The sequence below is a fragment of the Paraburkholderia lycopersici genome, from assembly GCF_900096975.1.
Lineage (GTDB): Bacteria > Pseudomonadota > Gammaproteobacteria > Burkholderiales > Burkholderiaceae > Paraburkholderia > Paraburkholderia lycopersici.
Genome location: NZ_FMYQ01000042.1, coordinates 25086 through 47404 on the forward strand (window position 1 = coordinate 25086; position 22319 = coordinate 47404).

The 22319-nt window shown below is 67.0% G+C and carries 24 protein-coding genes; 9 read left to right on the forward strand and 15 right to left on the reverse strand.

Features of this window, described 5'->3' with window-relative positions; translation table 11 throughout:
• Positions 1 to 88 precede the first annotated feature (88 nt).
• The 4 genes from BLU17_RS29940 to BLU17_RS29955 all read left to right on the forward strand — a co-directional run bounded on the left by BLU17_RS29940 (position 89) and on the right by BLU17_RS29955 (position 5074).
• Positions 89 to 1000, forward strand: a complete 912-nt coding sequence (locus BLU17_RS29940) for a DMT family transporter (protein WP_092005632.1) — start codon at positions 89 to 91, stop codon at positions 998 to 1000.
• Between the two features lie 185 nt (positions 1001 to 1185).
• Positions 1186 to 2442, forward strand: coding sequence for an SfnB family sulfur acquisition oxidoreductase (locus BLU17_RS29945; RefSeq protein WP_092005635.1), 1257 nt, complete (start codon positions 1186 to 1188; stop codon positions 2440 to 2442).
• Between the two features lie 5 nt (positions 2443 to 2447).
• The gene (locus BLU17_RS29950; RefSeq protein ID WP_092005638.1) at positions 2448 to 3701 is read left to right on the forward strand and encodes an SfnB family sulfur acquisition oxidoreductase; all 1254 of its coding nucleotides are present in this window, start codon (positions 2448 to 2450) and stop codon (positions 3699 to 3701) included.
• Complete coding sequence (locus BLU17_RS29955; RefSeq protein WP_092005640.1) at positions 3701 to 5074, forward strand: LLM class flavin-dependent oxidoreductase; 1374 nt, start codon at positions 3701 to 3703, stop codon at positions 5072 to 5074. Before BLU17_RS29950 ends, BLU17_RS29955 begins: the two co-directional genes overlap by 1 nt.
• A 67-nt stretch (positions 5075 to 5141) precedes the next feature.
• Here the strand turns inward: BLU17_RS29955 and BLU17_RS29960 are convergent, their stop codons facing one another.
• Positions 5142 to 5936 carry a MetQ/NlpA family lipoprotein gene (locus BLU17_RS29960; protein WP_245747080.1) on the reverse strand — a complete coding sequence of 265 codons (795 nt, stop codon included), beginning with the start codon at positions 5934 to 5936 and terminating at the stop codon, positions 5142 to 5144.
• A gap of 188 nt (positions 5937 to 6124) precedes the next feature.
• Here BLU17_RS29960 and BLU17_RS29965 point away from each other — a divergent pair, with 188 nt between their 5' ends.
• The gene (locus BLU17_RS29965) at positions 6125 to 7618 is read left to right on the forward strand and encodes an MFS transporter (RefSeq protein WP_092005646.1); all 1494 of its coding nucleotides are present in this window, start codon (positions 6125 to 6127) and stop codon (positions 7616 to 7618) included.
• A 44-nt stretch (positions 7619 to 7662) separates the two neighbouring features.
• Here the strand turns inward: BLU17_RS29965 and BLU17_RS29970 are convergent, their stop codons facing one another.
• Entirely contained in the window at positions 7663 to 8487 is an 825-nt protein-coding gene (locus BLU17_RS29970) for a phosphate/phosphite/phosphonate ABC transporter substrate-binding protein (RefSeq protein ID WP_176929234.1), read from the reverse strand.
• A gap of 166 nt (positions 8488 to 8653) precedes the next feature.
• Here BLU17_RS29970 and BLU17_RS29975 point away from each other — a divergent pair, with 166 nt between their 5' ends.
• On the forward strand, positions 8654 to 9616 hold the full coding sequence (locus BLU17_RS29975; protein WP_092005652.1) for a fatty acid desaturase: 963 nt from the start codon (positions 8654 to 8656) through the stop codon (positions 9614 to 9616).
• A 13-nt stretch (positions 9617 to 9629) separates the two neighbouring features.
• Here the strand turns inward: BLU17_RS29975 and BLU17_RS29980 are convergent, their stop codons facing one another.
• From BLU17_RS29980 to BLU17_RS30005, 6 genes are all read right to left on the reverse strand, one after another.
• Positions 9630 to 10784: an epoxide hydrolase family protein gene (locus BLU17_RS29980; protein WP_092005655.1), complete on the reverse strand. Its 1155-nt coding sequence runs from the start codon at positions 10782 to 10784 to the stop codon at positions 9630 to 9632.
• A 269-nt stretch (positions 10785 to 11053) separates the two neighbouring features.
• The gene (locus tag BLU17_RS29985; protein WP_092005658.1) at positions 11054 to 11545 is read right to left on the reverse strand and encodes a lytic transglycosylase domain-containing protein; all 492 of its coding nucleotides are present in this window, start codon (positions 11543 to 11545) and stop codon (positions 11054 to 11056) included.
• A 49-nt stretch (positions 11546 to 11594) separates the two neighbouring features.
• The gene (locus BLU17_RS29990; RefSeq protein WP_092005662.1) at positions 11595 to 11945 is read right to left on the reverse strand and encodes a hypothetical protein; all 351 of its coding nucleotides are present in this window, start codon (positions 11943 to 11945) and stop codon (positions 11595 to 11597) included.
• Positions 11946 to 11949: 4 nt separating this feature from the next.
• Positions 11950 to 12324, reverse strand: coding sequence for a hypothetical protein (locus BLU17_RS29995; RefSeq protein WP_092005665.1), 375 nt, complete (start codon positions 12322 to 12324; stop codon positions 11950 to 11952).
• A 276-nt stretch (positions 12325 to 12600) separates the two neighbouring features.
• Complete coding sequence (locus tag BLU17_RS30000) at positions 12601 to 12894, reverse strand: GYD domain-containing protein (protein WP_092005668.1); 294 nt, start codon at positions 12892 to 12894, stop codon at positions 12601 to 12603.
• 34 nt (positions 12895 to 12928) lie between these two features.
• Entirely contained in the window at positions 12929 to 14335 is a 1407-nt protein-coding gene (locus BLU17_RS30005; RefSeq protein ID WP_092005671.1) for an FAD-binding oxidoreductase, read from the reverse strand.
• A 417-nt stretch (positions 14336 to 14752) separates the two neighbouring features.
• On the opposite strand from BLU17_RS30005, the gene BLU17_RS30010 reads away from it, so the two are divergent.
• Complete coding sequence (locus BLU17_RS30010) at positions 14753 to 14965, forward strand: DUF1059 domain-containing protein (protein ID WP_092005674.1); 213 nt, start codon at positions 14753 to 14755, stop codon at positions 14963 to 14965.
• Between the two features lie 123 nt (positions 14966 to 15088).
• Positions 15089 to 16111 carry a DNA-binding protein gene (locus tag BLU17_RS30015; RefSeq protein ID WP_092005678.1) on the forward strand — a complete coding sequence of 341 codons (1023 nt, stop codon included), beginning with the start codon at positions 15089 to 15091 and terminating at the stop codon, positions 16109 to 16111.
• A gap of 167 nt (positions 16112 to 16278) precedes the next feature.
• On the opposite strand, the gene BLU17_RS30020 is transcribed toward BLU17_RS30015, so the two are convergent.
• The 7 genes from BLU17_RS30020 to BLU17_RS30050 form a co-directional block, all read right to left on the reverse strand.
• Positions 16279 to 16503 carry a YXWGXW repeat-containing protein gene (locus BLU17_RS30020; protein ID WP_092005681.1) on the reverse strand — a complete coding sequence of 75 codons (225 nt, stop codon included), beginning with the start codon at positions 16501 to 16503 and terminating at the stop codon, positions 16279 to 16281.
• 85 nt (positions 16504 to 16588) lie between these two features.
• Entirely contained in the window at positions 16589 to 17737 is a 1149-nt protein-coding gene (locus BLU17_RS30025) for a DUF1501 domain-containing protein (protein ID WP_092005685.1), read from the reverse strand.
• Between the two features lie 4 nt (positions 17738 to 17741).
• Positions 17742 to 19193, reverse strand: a complete 1452-nt coding sequence (locus BLU17_RS30030) for a DUF1800 domain-containing protein (protein WP_092005688.1) — start codon at positions 19191 to 19193, stop codon at positions 17742 to 17744.
• A 77-nt stretch (positions 19194 to 19270) separates the two neighbouring features.
• Positions 19271 to 19771: a periplasmic heavy metal sensor gene (locus BLU17_RS30035; RefSeq protein WP_092005691.1), complete on the reverse strand. Its 501-nt coding sequence runs from the start codon at positions 19769 to 19771 to the stop codon at positions 19271 to 19273.
• A complete protein-coding gene (locus tag BLU17_RS30040) occupies positions 19768 to 20220 on the reverse strand; it encodes a hypothetical protein (RefSeq protein ID WP_092005694.1) in 453 nt (150 codons plus the stop codon). The genes BLU17_RS30035 and BLU17_RS30040 overlap by 4 nt, the downstream gene beginning before the upstream one ends.
• Entirely contained in the window at positions 20217 to 20864 is a 648-nt protein-coding gene (locus BLU17_RS30045; RefSeq protein ID WP_092005697.1) for an RNA polymerase sigma factor, read from the reverse strand. The genes BLU17_RS30040 and BLU17_RS30045 overlap by 4 nt, the downstream gene beginning before the upstream one ends.
• Positions 20865 to 20878: 14 nt before the next feature.
• The gene (locus BLU17_RS30050; protein WP_092005700.1) at positions 20879 to 21178 is read right to left on the reverse strand and encodes a YXWGXW repeat-containing protein; all 300 of its coding nucleotides are present in this window, start codon (positions 21176 to 21178) and stop codon (positions 20879 to 20881) included.
• A gap of 350 nt (positions 21179 to 21528) precedes the next feature.
• Here BLU17_RS30050 and phaP point away from each other — a divergent pair, with 350 nt between their 5' ends.
• Positions 21529 to 22095 carry a TIGR01841 family phasin gene (gene phaP / locus BLU17_RS30055; RefSeq protein WP_092005703.1) on the forward strand — a complete coding sequence of 189 codons (567 nt, stop codon included), beginning with the start codon at positions 21529 to 21531 and terminating at the stop codon, positions 22093 to 22095.
• Positions 22096 to 22319 lie beyond the last annotated feature (224 nt).

Here is a 22319-nt window from a genome sequence, read left to right on the forward strand (position 1 = left end):
AAATGATGTTCCGGTGCGGTAGATTATCTCCGCATACGCATTGATGGACAATGAGCCCGTCTCTCACTCCGTCATGCCCCGCTGCCCCATGAATGCCCTGACCCGCTCCTCCCGCACCGTGGATTTGCTGCTCGTCGCCGTCGCGCTCATCTGGGGCACGAGCTATGGCGTGGTGAAGGGCGCGCTGCTCACCTACCCGGTGCTGGGGCTGCTCGCGCTGCGCTTCGGCCTTACGTTCGTGCTGCTTTCGCCGGCGCTGCGCGAACTCGCTCGCGTACGCTGGCGCGACCGGTTCGGCATGGTCGGCGCGGGGCTGTTGCTGCTCGGGATCTTCCTGGCCGAGACATTTGGCGTCTCGCTTACGAACGCGTCGAACGCCGCGTTTCTCATCAGCCTGTGCGTGGTCCTCACGCCTGTCGCGGAGTGGGCGTGGCTCAGGCGCGCGCCGCGTCCCGTGGAATGGGCGGCCGCGGCCGTCTCGCTGCTCGGCGCGTTCCTGCTCACCGGCGGCCGCTTCACGGCGAGTCCCGGCGACCTGCTGGTCGTGCTGGCCGCGCTGCTGCGCGCGGTGACTAGCTGCGCAGTCAAACGCGTGATGAAGACGGGCACCGTGCCGCCGCTCACGATGACTGCGGTGCAGGCTGCCGTCGTGGCTTCCGGCTGCGCCGCGCTCGCGCTCACGGTCGCGCCCGGACAGTGGCAACCGCTGCCGCATTGGCACGGGCATGGCGCGTTCTGGGGCAGCGTGATCTATCTCGTCGCGGGCTGCACGCTCTTTGCGTTCTTCGTGCAGAACTACGCGGTGAGCCGCAGCAGCCCGACGCGCGTGGCGCTGCTCATGGGGAGCGAACCCGTATTCGGTGCGCTGTTCGCGTGCATGTGGCTCGGCGAGCGGCTTTCCCTCTCCGCGTGGACAGGCGGCATGCTGATCGTCGCGGCTTCGCTCCTTGCACTCAGGCGGGAGCCGCCGGTTGCCGTCGAGGCGGCTGCCAAGGCGTAGGCCGCGCCCACATCCGCAAAACTGATATGCAATTGCGAATTAACTAGTAGGGGATCGCGACTCAGGCTGTTCCAATTGGCAGCTGGACCCGTTCGACGCCGCAGCGACGGCCGCCGAGCCAAAGCAGAGCCGGACCTTGTCCGCGCGAACGAACGGGGGACGTAACTGGCCTGACCTGGAATGCCATGCCGATACCTGACTACCTTGCCGCCGCCGGCTCTGCGCCGTTGCCGCGGCTGCCGGACGCCGCGCGCGTGAGGCGGATTGCCGACGACGCACAGGCTCTTGCCGCCGCGCGCACGCTTGCCGATACCGTCGCGCGCGGCGCCTCGCAGCGCGATCGCGAGCGCGCGCTGCCCTGGGACGAACTCGACCTGTGGTCCGAAAGCGGCCTCGGCGCGATCACGGTGCCGCGCGAATACGGCGGCGCGGACGTCTCCTATGCGACGCTCGCCGAAGTCTTCGCGATCCTTTGCGCCGCCGATCCCGCCTTCGGGCAGATTCCGCAGAATCATTTCGGTCTGCTAGGCATCCTGCGCGAAACGGGCAGCGCCCGGCAGAAGGCGCGTTTCTACGGCGAAGTGCTGGCGGGCCACCGGCTTGGCAACGCGGGGCCGGAGCGCCGCTCGGCGGCGTCGTCGACCATTCTTCAAGGTACGACGCGGCTCGCCTCGACGCCGGATGGCCTGCGCCTGAGCGGCCAGCGATTCTATTCGACGGGTGCGCTTTTCGCGCACCGCGTGCCCGCACGCGCCATCGACGATGCGGGCCGTCCCGTCCAGGTATGGTCGCCCCGCGATGCGCCGGGCCTCACGGTAATCGACAACTGGAGTTCGTTTGGACAACGAACGACGGCGAGCGGCACGGTAATCTTCGACAACGTACCGGTCGAGCCCGAAGACGTGCTGCCGATCTGGCAACTGGCGGATCGCCCGGGGATCACCGGGCCCACATCCCAACTGATCCAGGCGGCGATCGATCTCGGCATCGGCGAGGCGGCGGTGGCGGAGGCCATCGCGTTCGTGCGCGCGCATGCGCGGCCGTGGCTCGACTCGGGCGTGGCGCGCGCGGCGGACGACCCTTACATCATCGCCGACGTGGGGCGGTTGCAGATCGATCTGCATGCCGCGCAGGAGGTGCTGCGCGAAGCGGGCCATGCGCTCGACGCGATCGCCGCGCGCACCGTGGACGCCGAAGCGAGCGCCCGCGCCTCGGTCGCCGTGGCGAACGCGAAGGTGCTGACCACGCGCCTCGCGCTGGAAGCGAGCGAGAAGCTCTTCGAGCTGGCCGGCTCCGCGTCCACGCGCGCCGCCCACAATCTCGACCGCCACTGGCGCAACGCGCGCACGCATACGCTGCACGATCCGCTGCGCTGGAAGCTGCATCTGCTTGGCAACTATCACCTGAATCACGTGCTGCCCGCGCGCCACGCCTGGAACTGAGCACCATGAGTACCGAACTTTCCATCACCGAATCCGCAGCGACAGCCGCGCAACGGCATGCCGCGCAGCCGGTCCGACCCGCAACGCTCGCCGACGACGAGGCCGCGCTCGCCGCCGCGCAGCGGCTCGCCGCTCAGTTCGCGCCCGAGGCCGCGCTGCGCGATCGCGAACGCCGCCTGCCGTGGGACGAACTCGACGTGTTCGTCGCGAGCGGCCTGTGGGCCATCACCGTGCCGCGCGAGTACGGCGGTCCCGGCGTGCGCAACGGCACGCTCGCCGAAGTGACCGCGACGATCGCCGCAGCCGACGGCTCGCTCGGCCAGATTCCGCAAAATCACTTCTATGCGCTCGAGGTGCTGCGCGTGGGCGGCAGCGCCGAACAGCAGCGTTTCTTTTACGGCCGCGTGCTCGCGGGCGAGCGCTTTGGCAACGCGCTCGCCGAGATCGGCCAGAAGGACTTCAAGCGCCGCACGCGGCTCACGCGCGATGCGCGCGGCTGGCGCATCGACGGCCGCAAGTTCTACTGCACGGGCGCGCTCTACGCGCACTGGATACCCACGCTCGTGGTCGCGGACGAAGCCGGCCAGGACGTGACGTACCTCGCATTCGTCCCGCGCAATTCGCCGGGCGTCACGATCACCGACGACTGGGACGGCTTCGGTCAACGGGTGACGGGCAGCGGTTCCGTACAGTTCGACGGCGTGCGCGTGGAGCCCGAATGGGTCGTGCCGTTTCAGCGTTCGTTCGAGCGCCCGACGACGATCGGCCCGCTTGCGCAGATCCTTCATGCCGCGATCGATCTCGGTCAGGCGCGCGGCGCATTCGAAGCCGCGCTGCAGTTCGTGCGCGAGCGCTCGCGTCCGTGGATCGACGCGAAGGTCGAGCGCGCGGCCGACGATCCGCTTGCCATTTGTCACTTCGGCGATCTCGCGGCGCGCCTCGCCGCAGCCGAAGCGCTCGTGCGCCGCGCGGGCCGCTTCGTGGATGCCGCCCAGGCCGCGCCCGACGAGCGCACGGTGGCCGAGGCTTCGATTGCCGTGGCCGAGGCGCGCGCGCTGACCACGACGATCTCGCTCGACGCCGGCACGCGCCTGTTCGAGCTGGCGGGCGCGGCCGCGACGCTGGACGGCCTGGGACTCGACCGCTTCTGGCGCAACGCGCGCACCCACACGCTGCACGATCCCGTGCGCTGGAAGTATCACGCGGTGGGCAACTTTTATCTCAACGACAAGCTGCCGCCGCGGCACGGAGCATTGTGATGGCGAAAACGAACAAACCGATTCTCCTCAACGCATTCAACATGAACTGCGTGGGGCATATCAATCACGGCCTGTGGACGCACCCGCGCGATCGATCGACCGATTACCGCACGCTCGACTACTGGACGAATCTCGCGCGCACACTGGAGCGCGGGCTTTTCGACGGGCTCTTTCTCGCCGACATCGTGGGCGTCTACGACGTCTACCAGCACAATGTGGACGTGACGCTGCGCGAGTCGATCCAGTTGCCCGTGAACGACCCCACGCTGCTCGTGCCGGCCATGGCGGCGGTGACCGAACACCTGGGCTTCGGCGTGACGGTGAATCTCACTTACGAGCAACCGTATCTGCTGGCGCGGCGTTTCTCCACGCTCGATCACCTCACGCAGGGCCGCGTCGGCTGGAATATCGTGACCGGCTACCTCGACAGCGCGGCGCGCGCGATGGGTCTCGATCAGCAACTGCCGCACGACGAACGCTACGATCGCGCCGACGAATACCTGGAAGTCCTCTACAAACTGTGGGAAGGCAGCTGGGAAGCCGGCGCCGTGCGTCGCGACAAGGCGGCGCGCGTGTTCGCGGACCCCGCGAAGGTGCATCGCGTGGAGCACGCGGGCCGGTACTACCGCGTGGACGGGTATCACCTCGCGGAGCCTTCCCCGCAGCGCACGCCGGTGCTGTTCCAGGCGGGCAGCTCGGGACGCGGCCAGCGCTTCGCCGCGCGTCACGCCGAGTGCGTATTCATTTCGCCGCCCAATCGCGCCGTCGCGCGCGAAACGGTGCGCGCGCTGCGCGAGCAACTGGTGCTCGCGGGGCGACGGCCCGACGACGTGAAGGTGTTCGTCGGCGCGGCCGTGGTGCCGGGCGCGACCGAGCGCGAGGCGCGCGAGAAATACGCCGATTATCTCCAGTATGCGAGCCGCGAGGCGGGTCTCGCGCACTTCGCTTCGAGCACGGGCATCGACTACGCGCAATACGACCTCGACGCGCCTGTGGACTATGCGCCCGGCAACGCGATCGAATCCGCTGCGAAAACCGCGAAGCAGCATGGCTGGACGCGGCGCAAGCTGCTGGAGATGTTCGAGCTGGGCGGACGCTATCCGGCGATCGTCGGCAGCGCGTCGCAGATCGCCGACGAGCTTCAGGCCTGGATCGACGAAGCGGACGTGGACGGCTTCAACCTGAGCCGCACCGTGGTGCCCGAAAGCTACGAGGACTTCGTGGATATCGTGGTGCCCGAACTGCAGGCGCGCGGGCGTTACAAGACGGCGTATGCGCCGGGCACACTGCGGGAAAAGCTCTTTGGCGAGGGCCCGCAACTGCCCGAGCGGCATGCGGGAGCGGGACTGCGGCGGGCGACGGAAGCGGCCTGAACGGCGGGGAATGAAAAAAGCCGGTGATTCGTTATCCGAATCACCGGCTTTTGTTGGCGCGCGGCTTTCACTGCTGCGGTGCATCCTTCCACGCCGGCAGCGTCGCACCGTGATAGACGGCGAGGATCTCCGAAGCCACGTTGGGCTGCTGGTAGCTTTCCACGAGTTCGCGCACCCACGGCGCATTGGCGTCCTTCTCGTTGACGGCGATGAAGTTGCGATACGGGTTGCCGGCCACTTTCTCCTGCGCGATGCGCTCCTGCGGAATCTTGATGCCCGACTTGACCGCCCAGTCCGTGTTGACGACGGCGGCGTCCACGTCGTCGATCGAGCGGCCGATGATGCCCGCGTCGAGTTCCTTGATGTGGATGTTCTTCGGATTCTTCGCGATGTCGCGAGCGGTGGGCAGAAGGCCGACGTCGGCGCGCAGCGTGATGAGCCCTTGCGCCTGCAGCAGCAGGAGCGAGCGGCCTTCGTTGCTCGGATCGTTCGGCACGCCGATGGTCGCGCCTTGCGGCAGGTCCGCCACCGACTTCACCTTGCGCGAATAGAGCCCGATGGGCTGCACGTAGGTGTAGCCCACCGGCACGATCTTGTAACCGCGCGCCTTGATCTGCGCATCGAGGTAGGGCTTGTGCTGGAACGAATTGGCGTCGAGGTCGTGGCCGGAAAGCGCTTCGTTGGGCTGCGTGTATTCGGAGAACGTCGTTACCTTGACCGTGATGCCATGCTTCGCGGCGTTGGCGGCCACTACGCGCCATACGTCCTCGTCTTCGCCCGACATGATGCCGACGCGCACGGTATGGTCCGCCGCCTGCGCCACGCCCCCGAGACTCACGCCCAGTGCGAGCGTGGCCAGCATGGTTCCCAGTAATGTTCTTTTCTTCATAGGTTTCATCGTTCGATGGGTGGTGGATGAGGCGATGCTAGAGAGTGCGCCGCAAGCGGACAACCAATTTCGGGAGGATTGCTTAGCTAAAAACGTCGTTTTGCGGCTCGCCACGGCGTGGCTAGGATGCAGCGATTGCAATCTTTCAGCCCGTTTCCGCCATGTCTACTCTCGCCATACCCGCCTCCGAATCGATCGAAGCCGCCGCGCCTGACGCCGCGGCTTCCCGGCACGCGGTCATCCGCTCTGCTCAGGATGTCGCGCGCCTCGTCAACGCCGGGGCGGCGCAAGGCAGCAACGCGCGCATCGTGATCGCCATCGCGCTAGGCGGCGTCTTTCTCGACGCCTACGATCTCACGTCGCTCGCGTTTGGCGTGAAGGACATTGCGCGCGAATTCGCGCTCTCGCCCGTGCAGGTCGGGCTCGTTTCCGCGGCCATTACGTTCGGCGCGATTCTCGGCGCGTTGTTCGGCGGCTATCTGACCGACCGCATCGGCCGCTACCGCGTATTCATGGCCGACATGCTGTTCTTCGTCGTCGCCGCGATCGCGGCCGGGCTCGCGCCCAACGCCTGGGTGCTCGGCGGCGCGCGCTTTCTCATGGGCTTCGGCGTGGGGCTCGATCTGCCTGTCGCCATGGCGTTTCTCGCCGAATTCTCGCGCGTGGCGGGCAAGGGCAACAAGGCGGCGAGCGTGGCCGCTTGGTGCCCCGCGTGGTACGCGGCCACGAGCACCTGCTATCTGCTGATACTCGGCCTCTATGCGATTTTGCCCGCGCATGAGCTCGGCTGGCTCTGGCGCATCACGCTCGCGTTCGGCGCGGTGCCGGCGCTCGCCATCATCGCGGTACGCAGCCGCTATATCAGCGAATCGCCTGTATGGGCCGCGAACCAGGGCGACCTGGAAGGGGCGGCGCGCATTCTCGAGCGTTCGTATGGCGTGCATGCGGTGGTCGAACGCGGCGACACCCCGCCCGCCCAGCCGCGCGCGGCTTCATGGCGCAATTACGGCGTGCTGTTCAACGCCACCTACCGGCGCCGCACGATCCTTGCCGCGACGATCGGCATGGCGTCTTCGTTCGGCTACAACGCGATCATCTTCGGTCTGCCCGTGATCATCGCCAGCTTTTTTCACCAGGGGCCGCTCACCACGATCGTCGCGTCGCTCACGCTGAACCTGGTGTTCGCATTCGTCGGCGGCCTGATCGGCGTGCGCACCGCGCCCACCGTCGGCGCATGGAAGATGACCACGCTCGGCCACGCCTTGCAGTTCGTCTCGCTGATCGGCCTCGCGCTGATCGGCCATCCTGGCAGCGGCTTGCTCGTCGCGCTCGCCATCCTGCTGCTGGGCGGCTATCTGTTCGGGCAGGGGTTCGGCCCCGGTTCGCACAGCATGACCTATGCGTCGCTCAGTTATCCGACCTCGCTGCGCGGGATCGGCGTGGGCTTTAACCAGACGCTCGTGCGCTCGGCCTCCACCGTGTCGCTGTTCCTCTTTCCCGTGCTTGCGGCGGCGCTCGGCACGAAGGTGTTCTGGGTGATCGCCATCGCGCCGCTGACTTCGCTGCTCGTGCTGCTTGCGATCCGCTGGGAGCCGTCGGGTTACGACATCGACGGAGAGGACTATGCAGTTGACGGCGCCGCTGTCGCGCCATAAACAATACCGGGCAGGCAGCGCCCTGATTGCGGCGCTGCTCAGCCTCAGCGCAGTTCGGGATAACCGAGCCGCGCGGCCGTGTTGGCCATTTCCTCGATTTCCGCGTAGGCCTCGCCCGTGAGCCTCGCGAATCCGCGCAGGCGCAGCTTGCCGGCGCGGGCGGGGTCTGCCGCGTGGGCGGCGTCGAGTGCCGCGCGCAGCGCTTCGGCTTGCTCGTCGCCGAGCGTGCGCGAGGCGATCAGCGGCAGGCCGGGGGCCGATGCCGTCATGCCGATGATCTGCACGCCGTCAAGCTGTTCGGGCTGCGCGTCGCGCAGCAAGGCGAGCGTCACGCAGTCGATTGCGCCGACGTCCGCCGCGCCCTTTGCGAGCGCGCGCAGCGTGGCGGCGTGCGAGCCCGTCCATAGCACCGAAGAGAAAAAGCGGCCGTCGCGCGCATGTGGCGCGACGGCGTGGCGAAACGCGTTCATGCCGCTATGCGAGTCCGCACTGTTGCTGGCGGCGCGCAGGCCGCGACAGGCAGCCAGCGTGGTCGCGCCACGCCGCCACGCGTTGGCTGAAACGACGAGAGCGCTGCAATAGCGTGGCCCTTCACAGGCGGGGGCGTCGAATCGCGGTGTCGCTATGACGCGGGCCTCGCTGTGCAGACCGAGCATGCGATAAGGCAAGCCGCAGGCCTGCGAGAGCAGCAGGTCTTTGCGGCGCCAGTGCGCCATCAGTTCGCCATCCTGCACTTCGATGGCCGTCACTTCTTCGCCGCCAGTCATGCGTGCATATGCGGCGAGGCAGTCGCCCAGCAGCGAGCGCCACTGCGTGGCGTGTTGCGGCGTCACGTTGTACATCGGCAGGGAGGCAATCCAGCGGCTCATGGGGGCATTCTACGCCGCTGGTTCCAGCGTGCCCCGGGTTCCTCGAACTAAGCAAATGGGAATTCATTGGTTTGCGATACGCCGCCCGTTCGTTATGGTAAGTGGCCCGAGATGCTTCGCTCTCCGTATGGAGTGGCAACATCCTTCATCGCCGGAGCAAGCGAACATGGCCGAGTACTTCGACGCAGACCACGCACGCGAAATCGCTTCGCTTGGGGCGGGATTCACCGCGCGCACGCAGTGGCCCACGTGGCTGGTGATCGTCGTGATCTACGGCGGATGGATCGCGGTCTTGTCGCTCGTGCGAGTCGGGGCGCTCTCGCTTGCGGCCGCCACGCCATGGCTTGTCGTGCTGTGCGCCTGGCATATGTCGCTGCAGCATGAACTGCTGCACGGCCATCCCACGCGGTTTGCCTGGTTGAACGCGGCGCTCGGCTGGCCGCCGCTCGCGGTGTGGTTCCCTTATGCGTTGTACCGCGAGAGCCACATGGCGCATCATCGTGACGAAGCGTTGACCGTGCCGGGCATCGATCCCGAAGCGAACTACGTGCTGCACGAGCGCTGGGCCCGTCTGCCGCACTGGCAGCGCTTGCTGTGGCATGCGCGCAAGAGCTTCGTGGGGCGCGTGGTGATCGGGCCGCCCATGAGCGTGGCCGCACTGCTGACGGGCGCGGCGAAAGCCCTGCGCAACGGCGACTGGCGCCACGCGCCCACGTGGGTCACGCACGTTGCAGGTGTCGTGCTGCTGCTGGCGTTGATCCAGCGCTACGCGGGCATGCCGTGGTGGTACTACCTTGCCGCGATCACCTGGCCGGCGCTCGGGCTCGCGATGATCCGCTCGCTATACGAGCATCGCGCGGCGTCGCATCCCAAGGCGCGCATTGCGATCAACGAGGCCGGGCTCGCCATGCGGCTTCTGTTCCTGAACAACAACTACCACCTCGTCCACCACGATTTGCCTGGACTGCCGTGGTTTCATCTGCCGCGCGCTTATCGCATGCGTCGCGAGGCGTACCGCATCAAATGCGGCGGCTTCGTGATCGACGGCTACGCCGCGCTGCTCAGGCGCTACGCATGGCGCGCGACCGACGCGCCCGCGCATCCGTTCGGCGACGGCGCCGCGCGGTGAGCGGCGGCCATGCTCACGGCCGGAACCGCTTGAAGAATCGGCGAATGTCGGCGGCCAGAAGACCGGGTTCTTCCATGGCGGCGAAATGGCCGCCGCGCGGCATGTCGGTCCATTGCGCGACATCGAACACGCGTTCGACCCATGACCGTGGCAGATGGTTGATCTCCCTGGGAAAGCGCGCGAAGGCGACCGGCGGCAGCACGCGTTGCCCTTGAGCAAAGCGAAAGGGTTGAAGGCGGTTTTCCCAATAGAGCTGTACCGACGAGCCGATGCTTTCAGTGAACCAGTAAAGCGAAAGGTTGGTCAGCAGGGTGTCTTTCGAGAACCGGCGCTCGATCTCGCCTTCGCAGTCGCTCCATGCACGGAACTTCTCGCCGATCCACGCGGCCAGTCCCGCCGGCGAGTCGTTGAGCGATGCGGCCAATGTCTGCGGCTTCGTGCTGTGCATATGCGCATAGCCGCCTTCCATCGCGGCCCATTGGGCCTTCTCTCGCAGATAGTCCTGTTCCGCCGCGGTGAGCGGCGCGGTCGCGGCATCGACGGCGGGCTCGTACGAGGTGGGCAGGAAGTTGAGGTGGATGCCTTGCACGGCGTCGTTGTGCCGCGAAGCCAGCGCGATCGACACGCCTGCGCCGAGGTCGCCGCCCTGCGCGCCGAAGCGTTCGTACCCGAGGCCGCGCATGAGCGCCGCCCACAGGTCGGCCACCTGGAACGCGGAGGTGCCGGGCGCTGCCGGTGCGGGCGAAAACGTAAAGCCCGGCAGCGAAGGCGCGACGACATCGAAGGCCTCGTCCGGATCTTCGCCGAATGCGGCCGGGTCACACAGACGGTCGAGCAACGCACGGAATTCGGCGAACGATCCCGGCCAGCCGTGCGTGATGACGAGCGGATATGGCTTCGCGCCCACCCCGCGCCGATGCACGAAGTGCACGCGCTGGCCATTCACGTTCGCGATGAATTGTGGCTGCTGGTTGAGCGCGCGTTCGGCGGTGCGCCAATCGAATTCGTTTGCCCAATACGCGACCAGCTCGCGCAGCCAGGCATTGTCCGTTCCCTGTTGCCACGCCGGCGATGGCGTGGCGCAAGCCCAGCGCGTGGCGCGCAAACGCCGGTGCAGGTCGTCTAGCGCCTGGTCGGCGACGCGAATTTCAAATGAGTCGATATCCATGGCAGATCATCCTGGAGGTGACGACCCATTATGGGCGAATTCGCCGGAGGGGATCGGCCACTGCCTGGCGGACCATCGAATTCCCGCGGTGGTTTGCCGGATGGTTATCGACGCATCGGTTTTGTTTATCGGAGTACTGGAATTTTCGCCGAGACGTCGCGGCCCGCTACGTTCCCCGGCATGATGCGGCGAGAGCGGGCGAGAAGGGTTGAGCTGGCCGCGCGGTTAAGGCTAGGCCGTTGCATTCACAACGATGCCGGGCACGCGCTTCATCGTCCCGGCTGCAACTGCCCCCAGCCCACGAGAATCGCCTGGATGCTGCGCGCATAGGCGTCGCGCTCGCGCGGCGATTCCGAGTGATACGCGCCGATCGCCCGCCACGTATTGCCGTATCGCACCATCTTCTGCTTGAGCAGCCATGCGGCCACGAAGATATTGACGCATGGGTCCGTGAGCGCGCGGTTGGGAATGCCCTCGCGCGTCAGTTCCGGGAAATGGATCGAGTTGATCTGCAACTGCCCCACGTCGATCGAGCCGTTGGCGTTGCGGTTGATGGCCGTCGCATCGCCTTTCGATTCGCGCCATGCCACGGCGCGCAGCACGAGCGGATTGACGCCCTGGTAGGCGCCGGCCTTCTCGAAGCATTCGTTGGCGGGCGGGGCGGCTTGCGCGGGCGAACTGCCGAGCGCGGCCAGCGCCGCCCAGGCGCAGAGGGTCCATGCTCGCAAGGCACGGAAGGCCAGGGGCTTATGCTGATGCATCGGTCGAGGCTCCAGGTTGAGCGTGGTTGCGCGGGCGACTGCGGCAACGTCACTGCGCAAGCGCGGAATCGAGTTGCCGCTCGATGTCCCTGAGATAGGCCCGCGACGCGTCGGAGACGACGAGGCGCGGCGTGGGCATTGCGCAGCGGCAGTCGTGCTGGCGCGTCTTCTTCTTGTGAGAGGACGAGCGCGGCGCGGGAAGCTCGTCGTCGTCGCCGCTCGAGGGCGGGAGCATGGCGAGCGTGGGCAGCGGCGGATAAACCTTGTCCGCCGCGGGCGTGATGGTCGCGGCGGCGGCCGTTGCATTGGCTGCATTGGCGGGCGCGCTGGCGGCGGGCTGGGCCGCCCACACGGCGGAACTGGACAGCAGGGCGGCCCCGGCGAAAACGATCAGGCGCATCGTGTCAACTCCCCGCGTGCAGCGGCTCGATCGAGACGCTGTACCTCTGGTTCGCGCCAGCGGTGAGGTTTTCGAGCGTGGGCTTGAGCCCCTGCGTGGGCACGCCCTTCCAGATCGCCTGGTTGATGTACTTGAGGTCCTGGCCGAGCGCCGTGACGCGGATCACCGTGGGCTGCTTCTGCGCGGCGGCGAGCGCGCCGGCCTTGGCGAGCACCGCGCTCAGTTGCGGATCGCGCGCGCCGAGCGCGTCGGCGGGAATGTCGAATTTCATGATTTCGTTCGACGCCGCGGGTTTTCCGGCTTGAGCCGTGTTGGGCGGCGGCAGTTGCGCGCAGCCTGTCACAATCAGTACGGCAAGTAAGAGTACGACGCGCGTCACGGCCGGGTCTCCAGGAAATTCGTGGCGATGCACGGGTTTTCGGCCTTGGCCGCGCCGACTTGATACCCGGGCGGCAAACGTTTGCGAAAAAGAAAGACTTCGCTCGCACTGTGCCGCTTCCCGGAAAGGCGCTGCGCGGCGACGCCGGGTTCGCGCAGAGATCTGCTTCCTCGTTTTTGCGTGAGATGCGCCGCACATGCGGATGCGCGCGATTCGGCACGCAAAGGTATGAATAAAGGCGCGGCACCGGCCCCAGTGCCGCGCGTTGTTTGTGCGTCAGGAAAGCTTGCCGAGAATCGCGGCGAATTCGCTCTTGTTCAAGGCACGCAGCGTTTGCGTGCGGACGTTGCCGAGAGAGCCGAGCGCCAGGCCGAACGCCATGAAGCTTTGTTCGTCCGGCGCCTCGACGATCGTGACGATGTCGTATTCACCGAGCGTCCAGTAGATTTCCTTCATTTCGCAGCCGAAAGTCCCGGCTATTTCCGCCGCCTGTCCCGCTCGCTGCGCACTGTTCCTGACGGTGCGGATACCCTGGTCGGTGAACTGCGCAAGCACCACATATGTCGACATGACGATTCTCCTTGCGATGACATCGAATTGCGGATCAGTTGCTCCCGCCTCGCGGCGTTTCAGGCCGGATGTTCTGGTTGTGACGGAAAAGATTCTGCGGGTCGTAGCGGGTTTTGACGGCGACGAGGCGATTCATGTTCGGCCCATAGGCCGCATCGACGCGTGCGCGCTCGTCCTCGGTCAGGAAGTTCACGTAGACGCTGCCCAGCGCATAAGGCGCCGAGGCTTCGAAAAAGCCGCGTGCCCAGGCAATGCAGCGGGCGTCGTCGGCGGGATCGGTCCAGCGCCCGTGCACGTTCATGACGAAGAGGGCGTCGCGATTCGGATAGGCCATCGCGTCGGGTGCGACGCGCTGTGTGGCCCCGCCGATTTGCCCGAAGAATATTTCGCACTGGGGCGAGGGCAGCGTGGCGATGGCGTCGGTCAGCGTGTCGATGAGTCCGTCGGGCAGCCCGGCGAGATTGTGGGACTTCCAGTAATTGCGCGCGCCCGGCGTGAGCAACGGATCGAATGCCTTCTGCCACGCGGCGTAGGGCAGAGGTCCGAGATGCTCGCCATACGGCTTGCCGAAGCGGCGCACGGCTTCCACCGCGTTCGGCCCGTTTTCAAGCGGGCCCGTATAGCAGATCGCGAATGCGATGATCGGCTTGCCATGTACCTCCGGCGCGAGGAACGGCAGCGGTGGCGCGAGCCGCGACACGCACCAGACGGTCAAATCCTCGGGCATCGTGCCGGCGGCCTCGCGATATTGCATCAACGCTTCTTTGGCGGCGCCGATCGGCAGCACCACGAGGCCGCCGTACACTTCCGGGCCCACCGGGTGGAGCGCGAACTCGAACATCGTGACCACGCCGAAGTTGCCGCCGCCGCCGCGGATCGCCCAGAACAGGTCGGCGTTTTCGCCGGCGCTTGCGCGCAGCAGATTGCCGTCGGCGGTCACGATGTCGGCCGCGACCAGGTTGTCGATGGACATGCCGAGGCGGCGGCTCAGCCAGCCGAATCCGCCGCCCAGCGTGAGGCCGGCCACGCCCGTCGTCGAATTGATGCCAAGCGGCGTGGCGAGCCCGAACGCCTGCGCTTCGTGATCGAAGTCGCCGAGCGTGGCGCCTGGTTCGACATAGGCGCGGCGCGCGGCGGGTTCGACTCTCACCGACTTCATCGGCGAGAGGTCGATCACGATGCCGCCGTCGCACAGCGCGCTGCCGGCGATATTGTGGCCGCCGCCACGCACGGCGAGGGGCAGCGCCGTCTCGCGTGCGAACGCCACGGCGCGCCGCACGTCGGCGCAGCCCTGGCAACGCACGATGAGCGCGGGGCGGCGCTCGATCATCGCATTCCAGATTTGCCGGGCTTCGTCATAGCCCGTATCGCCCGGTTGCAGCACCTCGCCGCGTAGCGCGCCTTTCAGTGTTTCGATTGAGTCGCTCGACAGGCTGGACATGGCACACCTCATATTCAACGGATCGGGAAAACGCGCGCAAAGCCGGCGACTGCTGCAATCGTCGAATCAATGCGGATTGCACGCGCATGGCGCAGTTCGATGGGGAAAGCGGGAAGGACGGGCTTTCGCAAAGGCGGCGGGAGCAGCCTGTAGCCAGGCGCGCAGGCCCGGCCGACGGGCGCTTCGCGACATGACCCGGCTCGTAGCCTGGCCGCCGCCGCGCCTCGGAGATTCATTAGCTAACCTAAATTACGCAGCCTGATAAATAAAATCGCGTGCGCAATTCATTCAGATTATTGCGACCTGTGGACTTGCTTTAATGGTTTAGCAAGCGGAATGCAGGGATTCTATAATTTTCACGCATGCGCGATCGCTCGCGCATGCGTACTCTTAACCCCTCTGACGAGGAGCCGCGCCATGGCCCGAAAGTACATTGACTGCAGGGAATTCCCGAGCGAGATGAACTGCACGGTTGCGATCTCGGCGGACTCGGACGCGGAGCTTCTCGAGGCCGCCGTGCAGCACGCGGTGAGTGTGCATCATCACGCGGATTCGCAGGAACTGCGCGCTCGACTGGGCAAGCTCTTTCACGATGGCTCGCCGCCTTTGGCATCGCCACGGGCGGCATGACGAAGAATAGATGGGGCCGGCATGCAACGTGCCGGCCTTCGAACTCCGCGCCCTGGAGCGATGCCGGTAGGAATCGTGCGCTCTACGTTGTAATATCGACAAATTCCGTACCTGCTTTTCTCCATGACCGACGTCGCTCCCGACGAAGTACGTCTTGCCGCCGAGGTCGAGCGGCTCAAGACCGAATTTCCCAAGACCCGCGAGCTGTATCGCGAAGTTTGCGCGCTTCTGTTTTTCCGTTTCGGCATCACGCCTACGGCCAATCGACTCTATCAGCTCGTGCGCCGCGGCAGCATGAGCACGCCTACTGCCGTGCTTCTGGAATTCTGGGCCGAATTGCGCGAGAAGAGCCGCGTGCGTGTCCAGCATGCCGATTTGCCTGAAGAGCTTCAAGGCGCGGCCGGGGAACTCCTTGCCGCGCTCTGGACGCGCGCGGCCGCGGCGGCGCAGGCGTCGCTCGAAGCGCTGCGTCTCGAGGTAGAGGACGTGCGCCACGCCGCCGAAGCAGCGCTTGCCGCCACGCGCGCCGACCTGGGGCGCACCGAGGCGGCGCTCGAACAGCGCACGGCTGCGCTGCTTACCGCGCAGGTGCGCATACAGGAACTTGAGCAGGCCCAGGCCGCGGCTGAAGCCACGCGCGGTGCGCTCCAGGACGAACTCGAACGTGCCCGGAAAGCGGGCCAGGAGCGCGACGTCGCGCTCGCCCAGGCGCGGACCGACTTCGCGGCCGAACTCGACAAGCTGCGTGCAAGCGCCGAACTCGCGCAAACGCGCTTGCAGGCAGCGGAAAAGCGCGCCTTGCTCGAAATCGAGCGCGAGCGCACGGCCAACGCGCGCCTGCAGCGCGATGCCGAAGCCGCTGCGCAGCGTGCGTCGCGCAGCGAGGAAAGCGCGCGCGCCGAGATTCAGGCATTGCAGACGCAACTGGGCGATTTGCGCCATAAGGCGGGCATGCTCGAAGGACAGCTCGACACGCTGCGTACGACCCATGAAGCGCAGGCGCGCGAACGCGAGGTCGAGCGGCAGAAGGGCGCTGCCGTTGCTGCTGCAGCCGCGCGGCGGCCGCCGCGTCGGGCGGGACGTCCCGCAGACGGCGCCGCCGCCAGGCCACTGCGCGCGGCGCGCAAGGCGGGGCAGAAGGCGTGAAGGCTGCGAGGCGCCTTGGGGTCGAGTGGTGGCCTCGTTCGCACCCACGCCCCGCTCGCGCAGACGGGCACCGTCACGCTGCGCACCATCGCGCGTGACCCGTATATTCAGCTAAGGGAAATGAGGGGGAAGCCTCGACGCCGCGCTACTGTTCAGTACCCCTGCACTCAATGCCCTGGCACCCACTCCCACTCGTTGCCCTCCCAGCGGTAATGTCCCTTGACCCAGGTATAGCCGTCTGCGGGTGGCGTGGGCGGCGCGGCTTCGACTTGCGGTGGAGGCGCGGGTGGACGCGGCGGGCCTGGAGGGCGCGCGGGTTCCACGATGCATGCAGAAAGCAGTGCGGCACCGGTGAGCAGCGTAACGGGGTGTAGTAGTCGCGTCTTTACGATGCATTTCCTCCACTGATTGAAGTTGTTTGGTTCTCCGAACGGCTGGCTGGCCTCCTCGCGTGATCGCGCTCACTTGCTTACGAATTCATGCCTTTGTCAATCCGCTTACCGCATGTTTCGTGCCCGCTTCGGCAAAGAGCTTCGACGCGGTTCGCTGCGGATCGAGTCCCAGGCTTTCCGCCGCGGCGCCCGCGATCAGCGCGTCGAGCGAGGCGGTGGGCCTGAGATCGCGCGATTCGTAGAGATCCGCCGTGCGAAGCCCCGGCCAGTCGGCTTGCACGCGGCCACCCGCCACGGCGCCGCCAACGAGCATCGCCACCGAGGCCTGGCCATGATCGGTGCCGCCTGTGCCATTTGCCGCCGCCGTGCGGCCGAATTCGGTTGCGACGAGCACGGTCGTCTTGTCCCACGCAGGACCGAGGCTGTCGCGCAGCGAGGCGAGCATGGTATCGAGCGCTTTTAGCTGACTGGCGAGCCGCGCGTTTTGCGCGCTGTGGGTGTCCCATCCTCCTGTCTCGATCATGGCGATGCGGGGGCCATCGGGGCGCGAGAGGAAGCTCGCGGCAAGCTTGCCTACGCTCGCCGGGTCCTGGCGAGCGCTTGCCTCGCCGGCGAGCCCGCGTGCGTTCATCGCCGAAGTCCAGAGCGGGCGCAATTGCGGATCGCCTTCATAGAGCGCAGAGACGCGCGCCAGCAGATCGTCGGAGGCAGTGGGCAGCGCCGAGGGGGCGTATGAACTCACCTGCACCGCGCCGCGCAGCGCGAGCGGCACGGTGGGCGCGAGTGCGATCGCGTTTTCGCGCGAGGCCGGCAGCATGGCGACGAGCCGGTTGAGCCAGCCGTCCTTCACCTGGTAGGGCGCGCGGCCGCCCGTCTCTAGTACGTTCTGTCCGTCGAAATGCGAGCGGTCGCGATACGGCGAGGCGATCGCGTGCACGAAGAGCGCCTGCCCCGCGCGATACATCTGCGCCATCTGCACGAGCGAGGGATGCAGCGCGAAGGTGCCGTCGAGTTTCGCCGCCTTGTCGATGTCGATGGCGAGCGGGCCGCGCAGCGTCGCATAGGCGGGCTCCGCATAGGGCACGACGATGTTCAGCCCGTCGGCCGCGCCGCGCTGGATCACGAACACGAAGCGGCGGTCGGTCTCGACGCTGGCGAACACGATTTGCGGCGAGACGAGCATCGCGCCCGCGCCAGCGGCGGCGACGCGCAGGAAACGGCGGCGGGAAACCATGGCGTTATCTCCTCAGGAAATCGGGCGAGACGAGCAGCAAGGCGATGGCCGTCGAGGCGCTTTCCGCGTGCGCGACGGCCGTGGCCGTGCGCGCGCTGAGCGTGGCGCCCATGAGCGCGTTGCCGAGCGTGCGCGGGTCGAGCCGGTCGCCCACGCGTGCGGAGAAGCGCTGCGCGACTTCCACGCGGCGCACGAGCGCATCGGGCGCGGCCCAGCTCGCGGCGATGTCGTCGTAGCCGGCGGGCGAGCCGGGCCGCCATACGGGCTGACCGAGCTGCGCGAGCAGCGGCGCCGCGTTCAGGTCGCCTGGCTCGCGCCAGCCGAGGCCGCGCATCGAAGAGACCGTCCATTCCCACGGCGTCTTGAACTTCGCATCGACAGGCGCCCATGCTTGCGGGGCTTCGACGAGCGCGCGATACACGGACGGCAGATCGCCGCCGCTTTGCTCGAAGGCGAGTGAGAGGCGTTCGGTGAGCTCGGGCGGCGGGTTGTCGGCGACGAAATGGCGCGCGAGCTGGAACGCGATATGGCGGCTCGTGGCGCTCGCGCGCGCGAGGTCCTGAAGGATGGCGAGCGCCTGCTGTTCGCCGGGTTGGTCGTAGCGCTTACCCATGACCCTGCGCTCGCCGGGCTCGTGCAGCGCGGGGCGGAACACGAACGCGCCGGGGGCGGCGTTTCCGGGCTGCGGGCCGCGCGCGCCAGCCACGCTCCATCCCGTGAGCGCGCGCGCGAACTCGGTCACGTCGTCTTGCGTGTACCCCGTGCGCACGCCGAGCGTGTGCAGTTCCATGATCTCGCGCGCGAGATTTTCGTTGAGGCCGCGCTTGTGCGCAGGGTCGCGCTGATCGGCGCGCAAGGCGGCGCGGCTGTCGGGGCCGACCGAACGCGTCTGGTCGAGAAAGAGCTGCATGGCCGGGTGCTGCTCGACGGCGACCAGCATGTCCGCGAAATTGCCGAGCACGTGCGGGCGGATCGCTTCCATTTCGAACGCGCCCGCAATGCCCGCAATCAGCGCCTTGTCGATCGAAACAGCGAAGTGATTCGACCAGAAATGCACGAGGCGTTCGACGAAAGGCGAGTCGGTCTGCAAGGCGCTCGTGAGGCGAGCATTGACCGCGCTGCGGTAGATGCCGATGCTCTCGCGGCGAATCGCCTGGTTGACGGCGCGGCGTGCGGCTTGTTGCGCGTTGGCGTCGGCGGGCGTGCTCGCAGCGGTGTCGCTCGCGGCGTTTGCCGTATCGACGGCCATGCCTTGCTCTCGCTCCGCACCGAAGCGCGCCGCGAGCGCCATCGCGCCCGGCTCGTCGCGCCATGCGGCGGGCAGCGGTTCGTAAGCGGCGAACTGGCTGAGCAGCCAGCCCCGCGGATTGGCGGGCGGCGTTTCGTCGGCGCGCGCGCCAAGGCCGAAGCGGTTCATGGCGATTGCGCCGGCGCGGGGATTCGAAAGGCTTTCCATGCGCGGTCCTTGTGGCGTTGCGTCTTTCCGTTAAACGGCCATCGCGCGCGTCATCCGTCGCTGCATCGCCGGTTTATTTATTGCGCGCCGCTTGCCTCGCTCAGGGGCTTTTGCTGTTGGGACGGTAGCCGCCACTGTCCGCGCTTTTCCAGCCCCTCGACAAACTTCGTGCGCTCCTCGGGTGTGAGCGTGGCCGCGAAATCGACCACGCCGTTCTCGACTTGCGCGCGCAGCGCGCTGTCGGCGGCGCGTGTGCGGGCGAGCGCCGCGTCGATGGCGTGGCGGTCGAGTTGCGGGGCGGCGAGCAGTGCGAGTATTTCGCGCCGGCCTTCGTGTCCGTCGCGTGCGTACTGGCGGCCTTCGCGGCGCGAGGCCTTGAGCGTGTCGGCGAACTGCTGCTGACGTTGCGGCGAAAGGGTCTCGGTGGCGAAGCGCAGGGCGACGCGCTGCCCGGGACGCGCCTGCGGTTCGCCATGCACGGCGACCCAGCGCCATGCGCCGCCCGCGATGGCGCCAAGCAGAAAGACATTCAGGAGTACGGAACCCAGCAGCAGCGTCTTCCATGAGCGGCCGTTCATTCGTCGCTCCAGTCCGAGGCCGGGTTCGTGCTCGATTCACTCCAGTCGGCGCCCGATTCACCGAAGCTCGTGCTCAGATAGCTGCTGTCGTGCGGCGCAGGCGCCGCGCCGCCGGGCATGAGCAACGACATGGTCAGGGCGCCGGCGAGCGCGCCGGCGAGGCCCACCCCTGCGAATGCCGCGCCGGACCACCAGTAGCGGTGGTGCTTCGCTGTGGCGACGGATACCGGCGCCCCCGCGACGATCTGCTCGACGAGCTCGTGCGTGGGCGGCGCGATCCTGTTGCAGGCGAGCCAGCCGTCGAGCCGGAAGGCTTCGTCGAGCGCGGCGTCGGCTTCGGCGCGGTGCGTGCGCGCCCATTCGAGCGCATCGTTGCGCTCGTGCGGCGGCCAACGCCGCGCGTCGGCGCCATAGGCCGCCACGAGAGTGTGGAAACGTTCGGGTGTCATATGGAATCCTTACCGGATGCGTCGCCGGCCAGTTGTGCGCGCAACGTGCGCCGTGCGCGCGCCAGCAGGCTTTCGAGCGCGTCGACCGAGATGCCCATCAGGCCGGCCGCCTCGAGGTTCGAAAGCTCTTGATAGTAGGTGAGCACGAGCGCCTCGCGCTGTCGCACGGGCAACGCAGCCAGCGCCGCCCGCACGCGTGCGTCGCGCGTGCGCGCTTCGAACTGCTGGTCGGGCGCGGCCGCGGGATCGGGCGCCGGTTCGGCCACGGCGTGCAGATCGTCGGCCGTTGCTTCGCGGCGCGCGCGCAACCGGTCGTAGCACAGATTGAGCGCGACGCGATGCAGCCACGTATCGAATTTCGCTTCGCCGGTACGCCAGTTCGGCGCCTGTTTCCAGATTCGCATGAAGGCCTCCTGCGCAACGTCCTCGGCTTCCGCGCGATCTCCCAGCATGCGGGCGGCCAGCGCGACGAGGCGCGGCAGCTTGCTCGCGACGAGCGCGCGCACCGCGAGCGGATCGCGTGCGCCGACGCGCGCGATGAGGTCCGCGTCCGGGTCGCGTTCGTGCGAGGCCTTCAAGGCGCGATACGCCGGAGAGTTCGCTGCCGCGCCATCATCGTCGTCGTTCAGCTCGAAGCCGGGCATTCACGCTTTGCGCCTCATGCCCAATGTCCCGGAACCCAGCGCCAGTTCGGACCGCGCGCCACCCAATGCCCAGGCAGCCAGCGATAGCCTGTGCGGACCGGCTGCCAGTGGCCGGGCGCCCAAATATATGCGCCGCGATCCCAGCGCCAGTGGCCGGGGTCCCACACGTAGCCGGCGCGCGGCGGCGGCACCGTTTCGACGCGCGCTGGCGGCGGCGCGTGCGGCGCGACGATCACGACCTGCGCGAACGCAACCGAGGCGGTCATGGCAAGCAGAATGGCGACAGGAATAGTGCGCAGCGGTTTGCGGATCATGAAGTTTCTCCCTTGATGCGGGGCACAGCCGTCCCTATAGGCTTGAACGGAACTGCGGGGGAAATCCGTCGCGAGTCATGCATGGGCTGCGGAAATGATGCGCGTGAGGCCAGGATTACCGAGCCGAACGCATGTTGCCTGACAACTGCAAATTCCGAACCCGAAATAGTTACGCTAGGGGTTTTCACCTAATGCCCGGTCCACAAAATTGTTAAATTTCTGTCTTAGAATGGGTCCTCTAAATCGACTGCGGCGATGCAGCATAAGTTTTCAAACATGAAACTCAGCCGCGAGTCAGGCTATCGGGGGTTGGCGCTTTATTTAGTATGACTAACCAAGGAGCATAGCTGATGTCCGTTTCCGCACCCGAACAATTCCGCGCGAACTATCAAGCCGGTGTCGCGGCCTTCTTTGCGCTGGCAAAGCCCATTGTCGAGGGCATGCAGGCCGTGACCGATCTCAACGTGCAGGCCGGCAAGGCCGCCTTGGCGGAAAGCGAAGCCACGCTCAAGGGTGCCCTGCAAAGCAGCAATCCTGTCGAGTTTTTCGCGCAGCAAATCGGTGCGTCGCAGCAGGCCGCCGCGAAGGCCATGTCCTATGGCCGCCATCTCGTCGATATTGCGACGACTACCCAAAACGAATGGATGCAGGTCGCCCAAGCTAATTCGGGCGAGCAGGAGCAGCGCTTCAAGGCCTTTTCCGAAGGCTTCACGCAGCATGCGCCTATCGGGTCGGAGGCCTTCATCGCGGCCATGAACTCGACCTTCGCCGCCGTCAATAACGCCGCCGAGACGATGCGCGGCGTCACTCGCCAGGCCATCGAAACCGCCCAAAGCGGCTTCCAGAATGTCGCCGCTTCCGCGCAAGGCGCCGCGCAACCCGCGGCCGCGAAGGCGGCCGGCACGGCCAAAGCCTGACCACGTTTCTGCGAGACCAGGCGTCGCGCGCCTTCGCTGTCGTCGATCAACGACGCAGGGCGCGCGGGTCCCGGTTCAGCGTTCAAGACACATCGGTTTTCCAGCGTAACTGCAGAGCGGGAGTTCAACATGACTGACATTGTGATCGTATCGGCCGCCCGTACGGCGGTGGGCAAATTCGGCGGCTCGCTGGCGAAGGTGGCGGCGCCCGAGCTGGGGGCGCT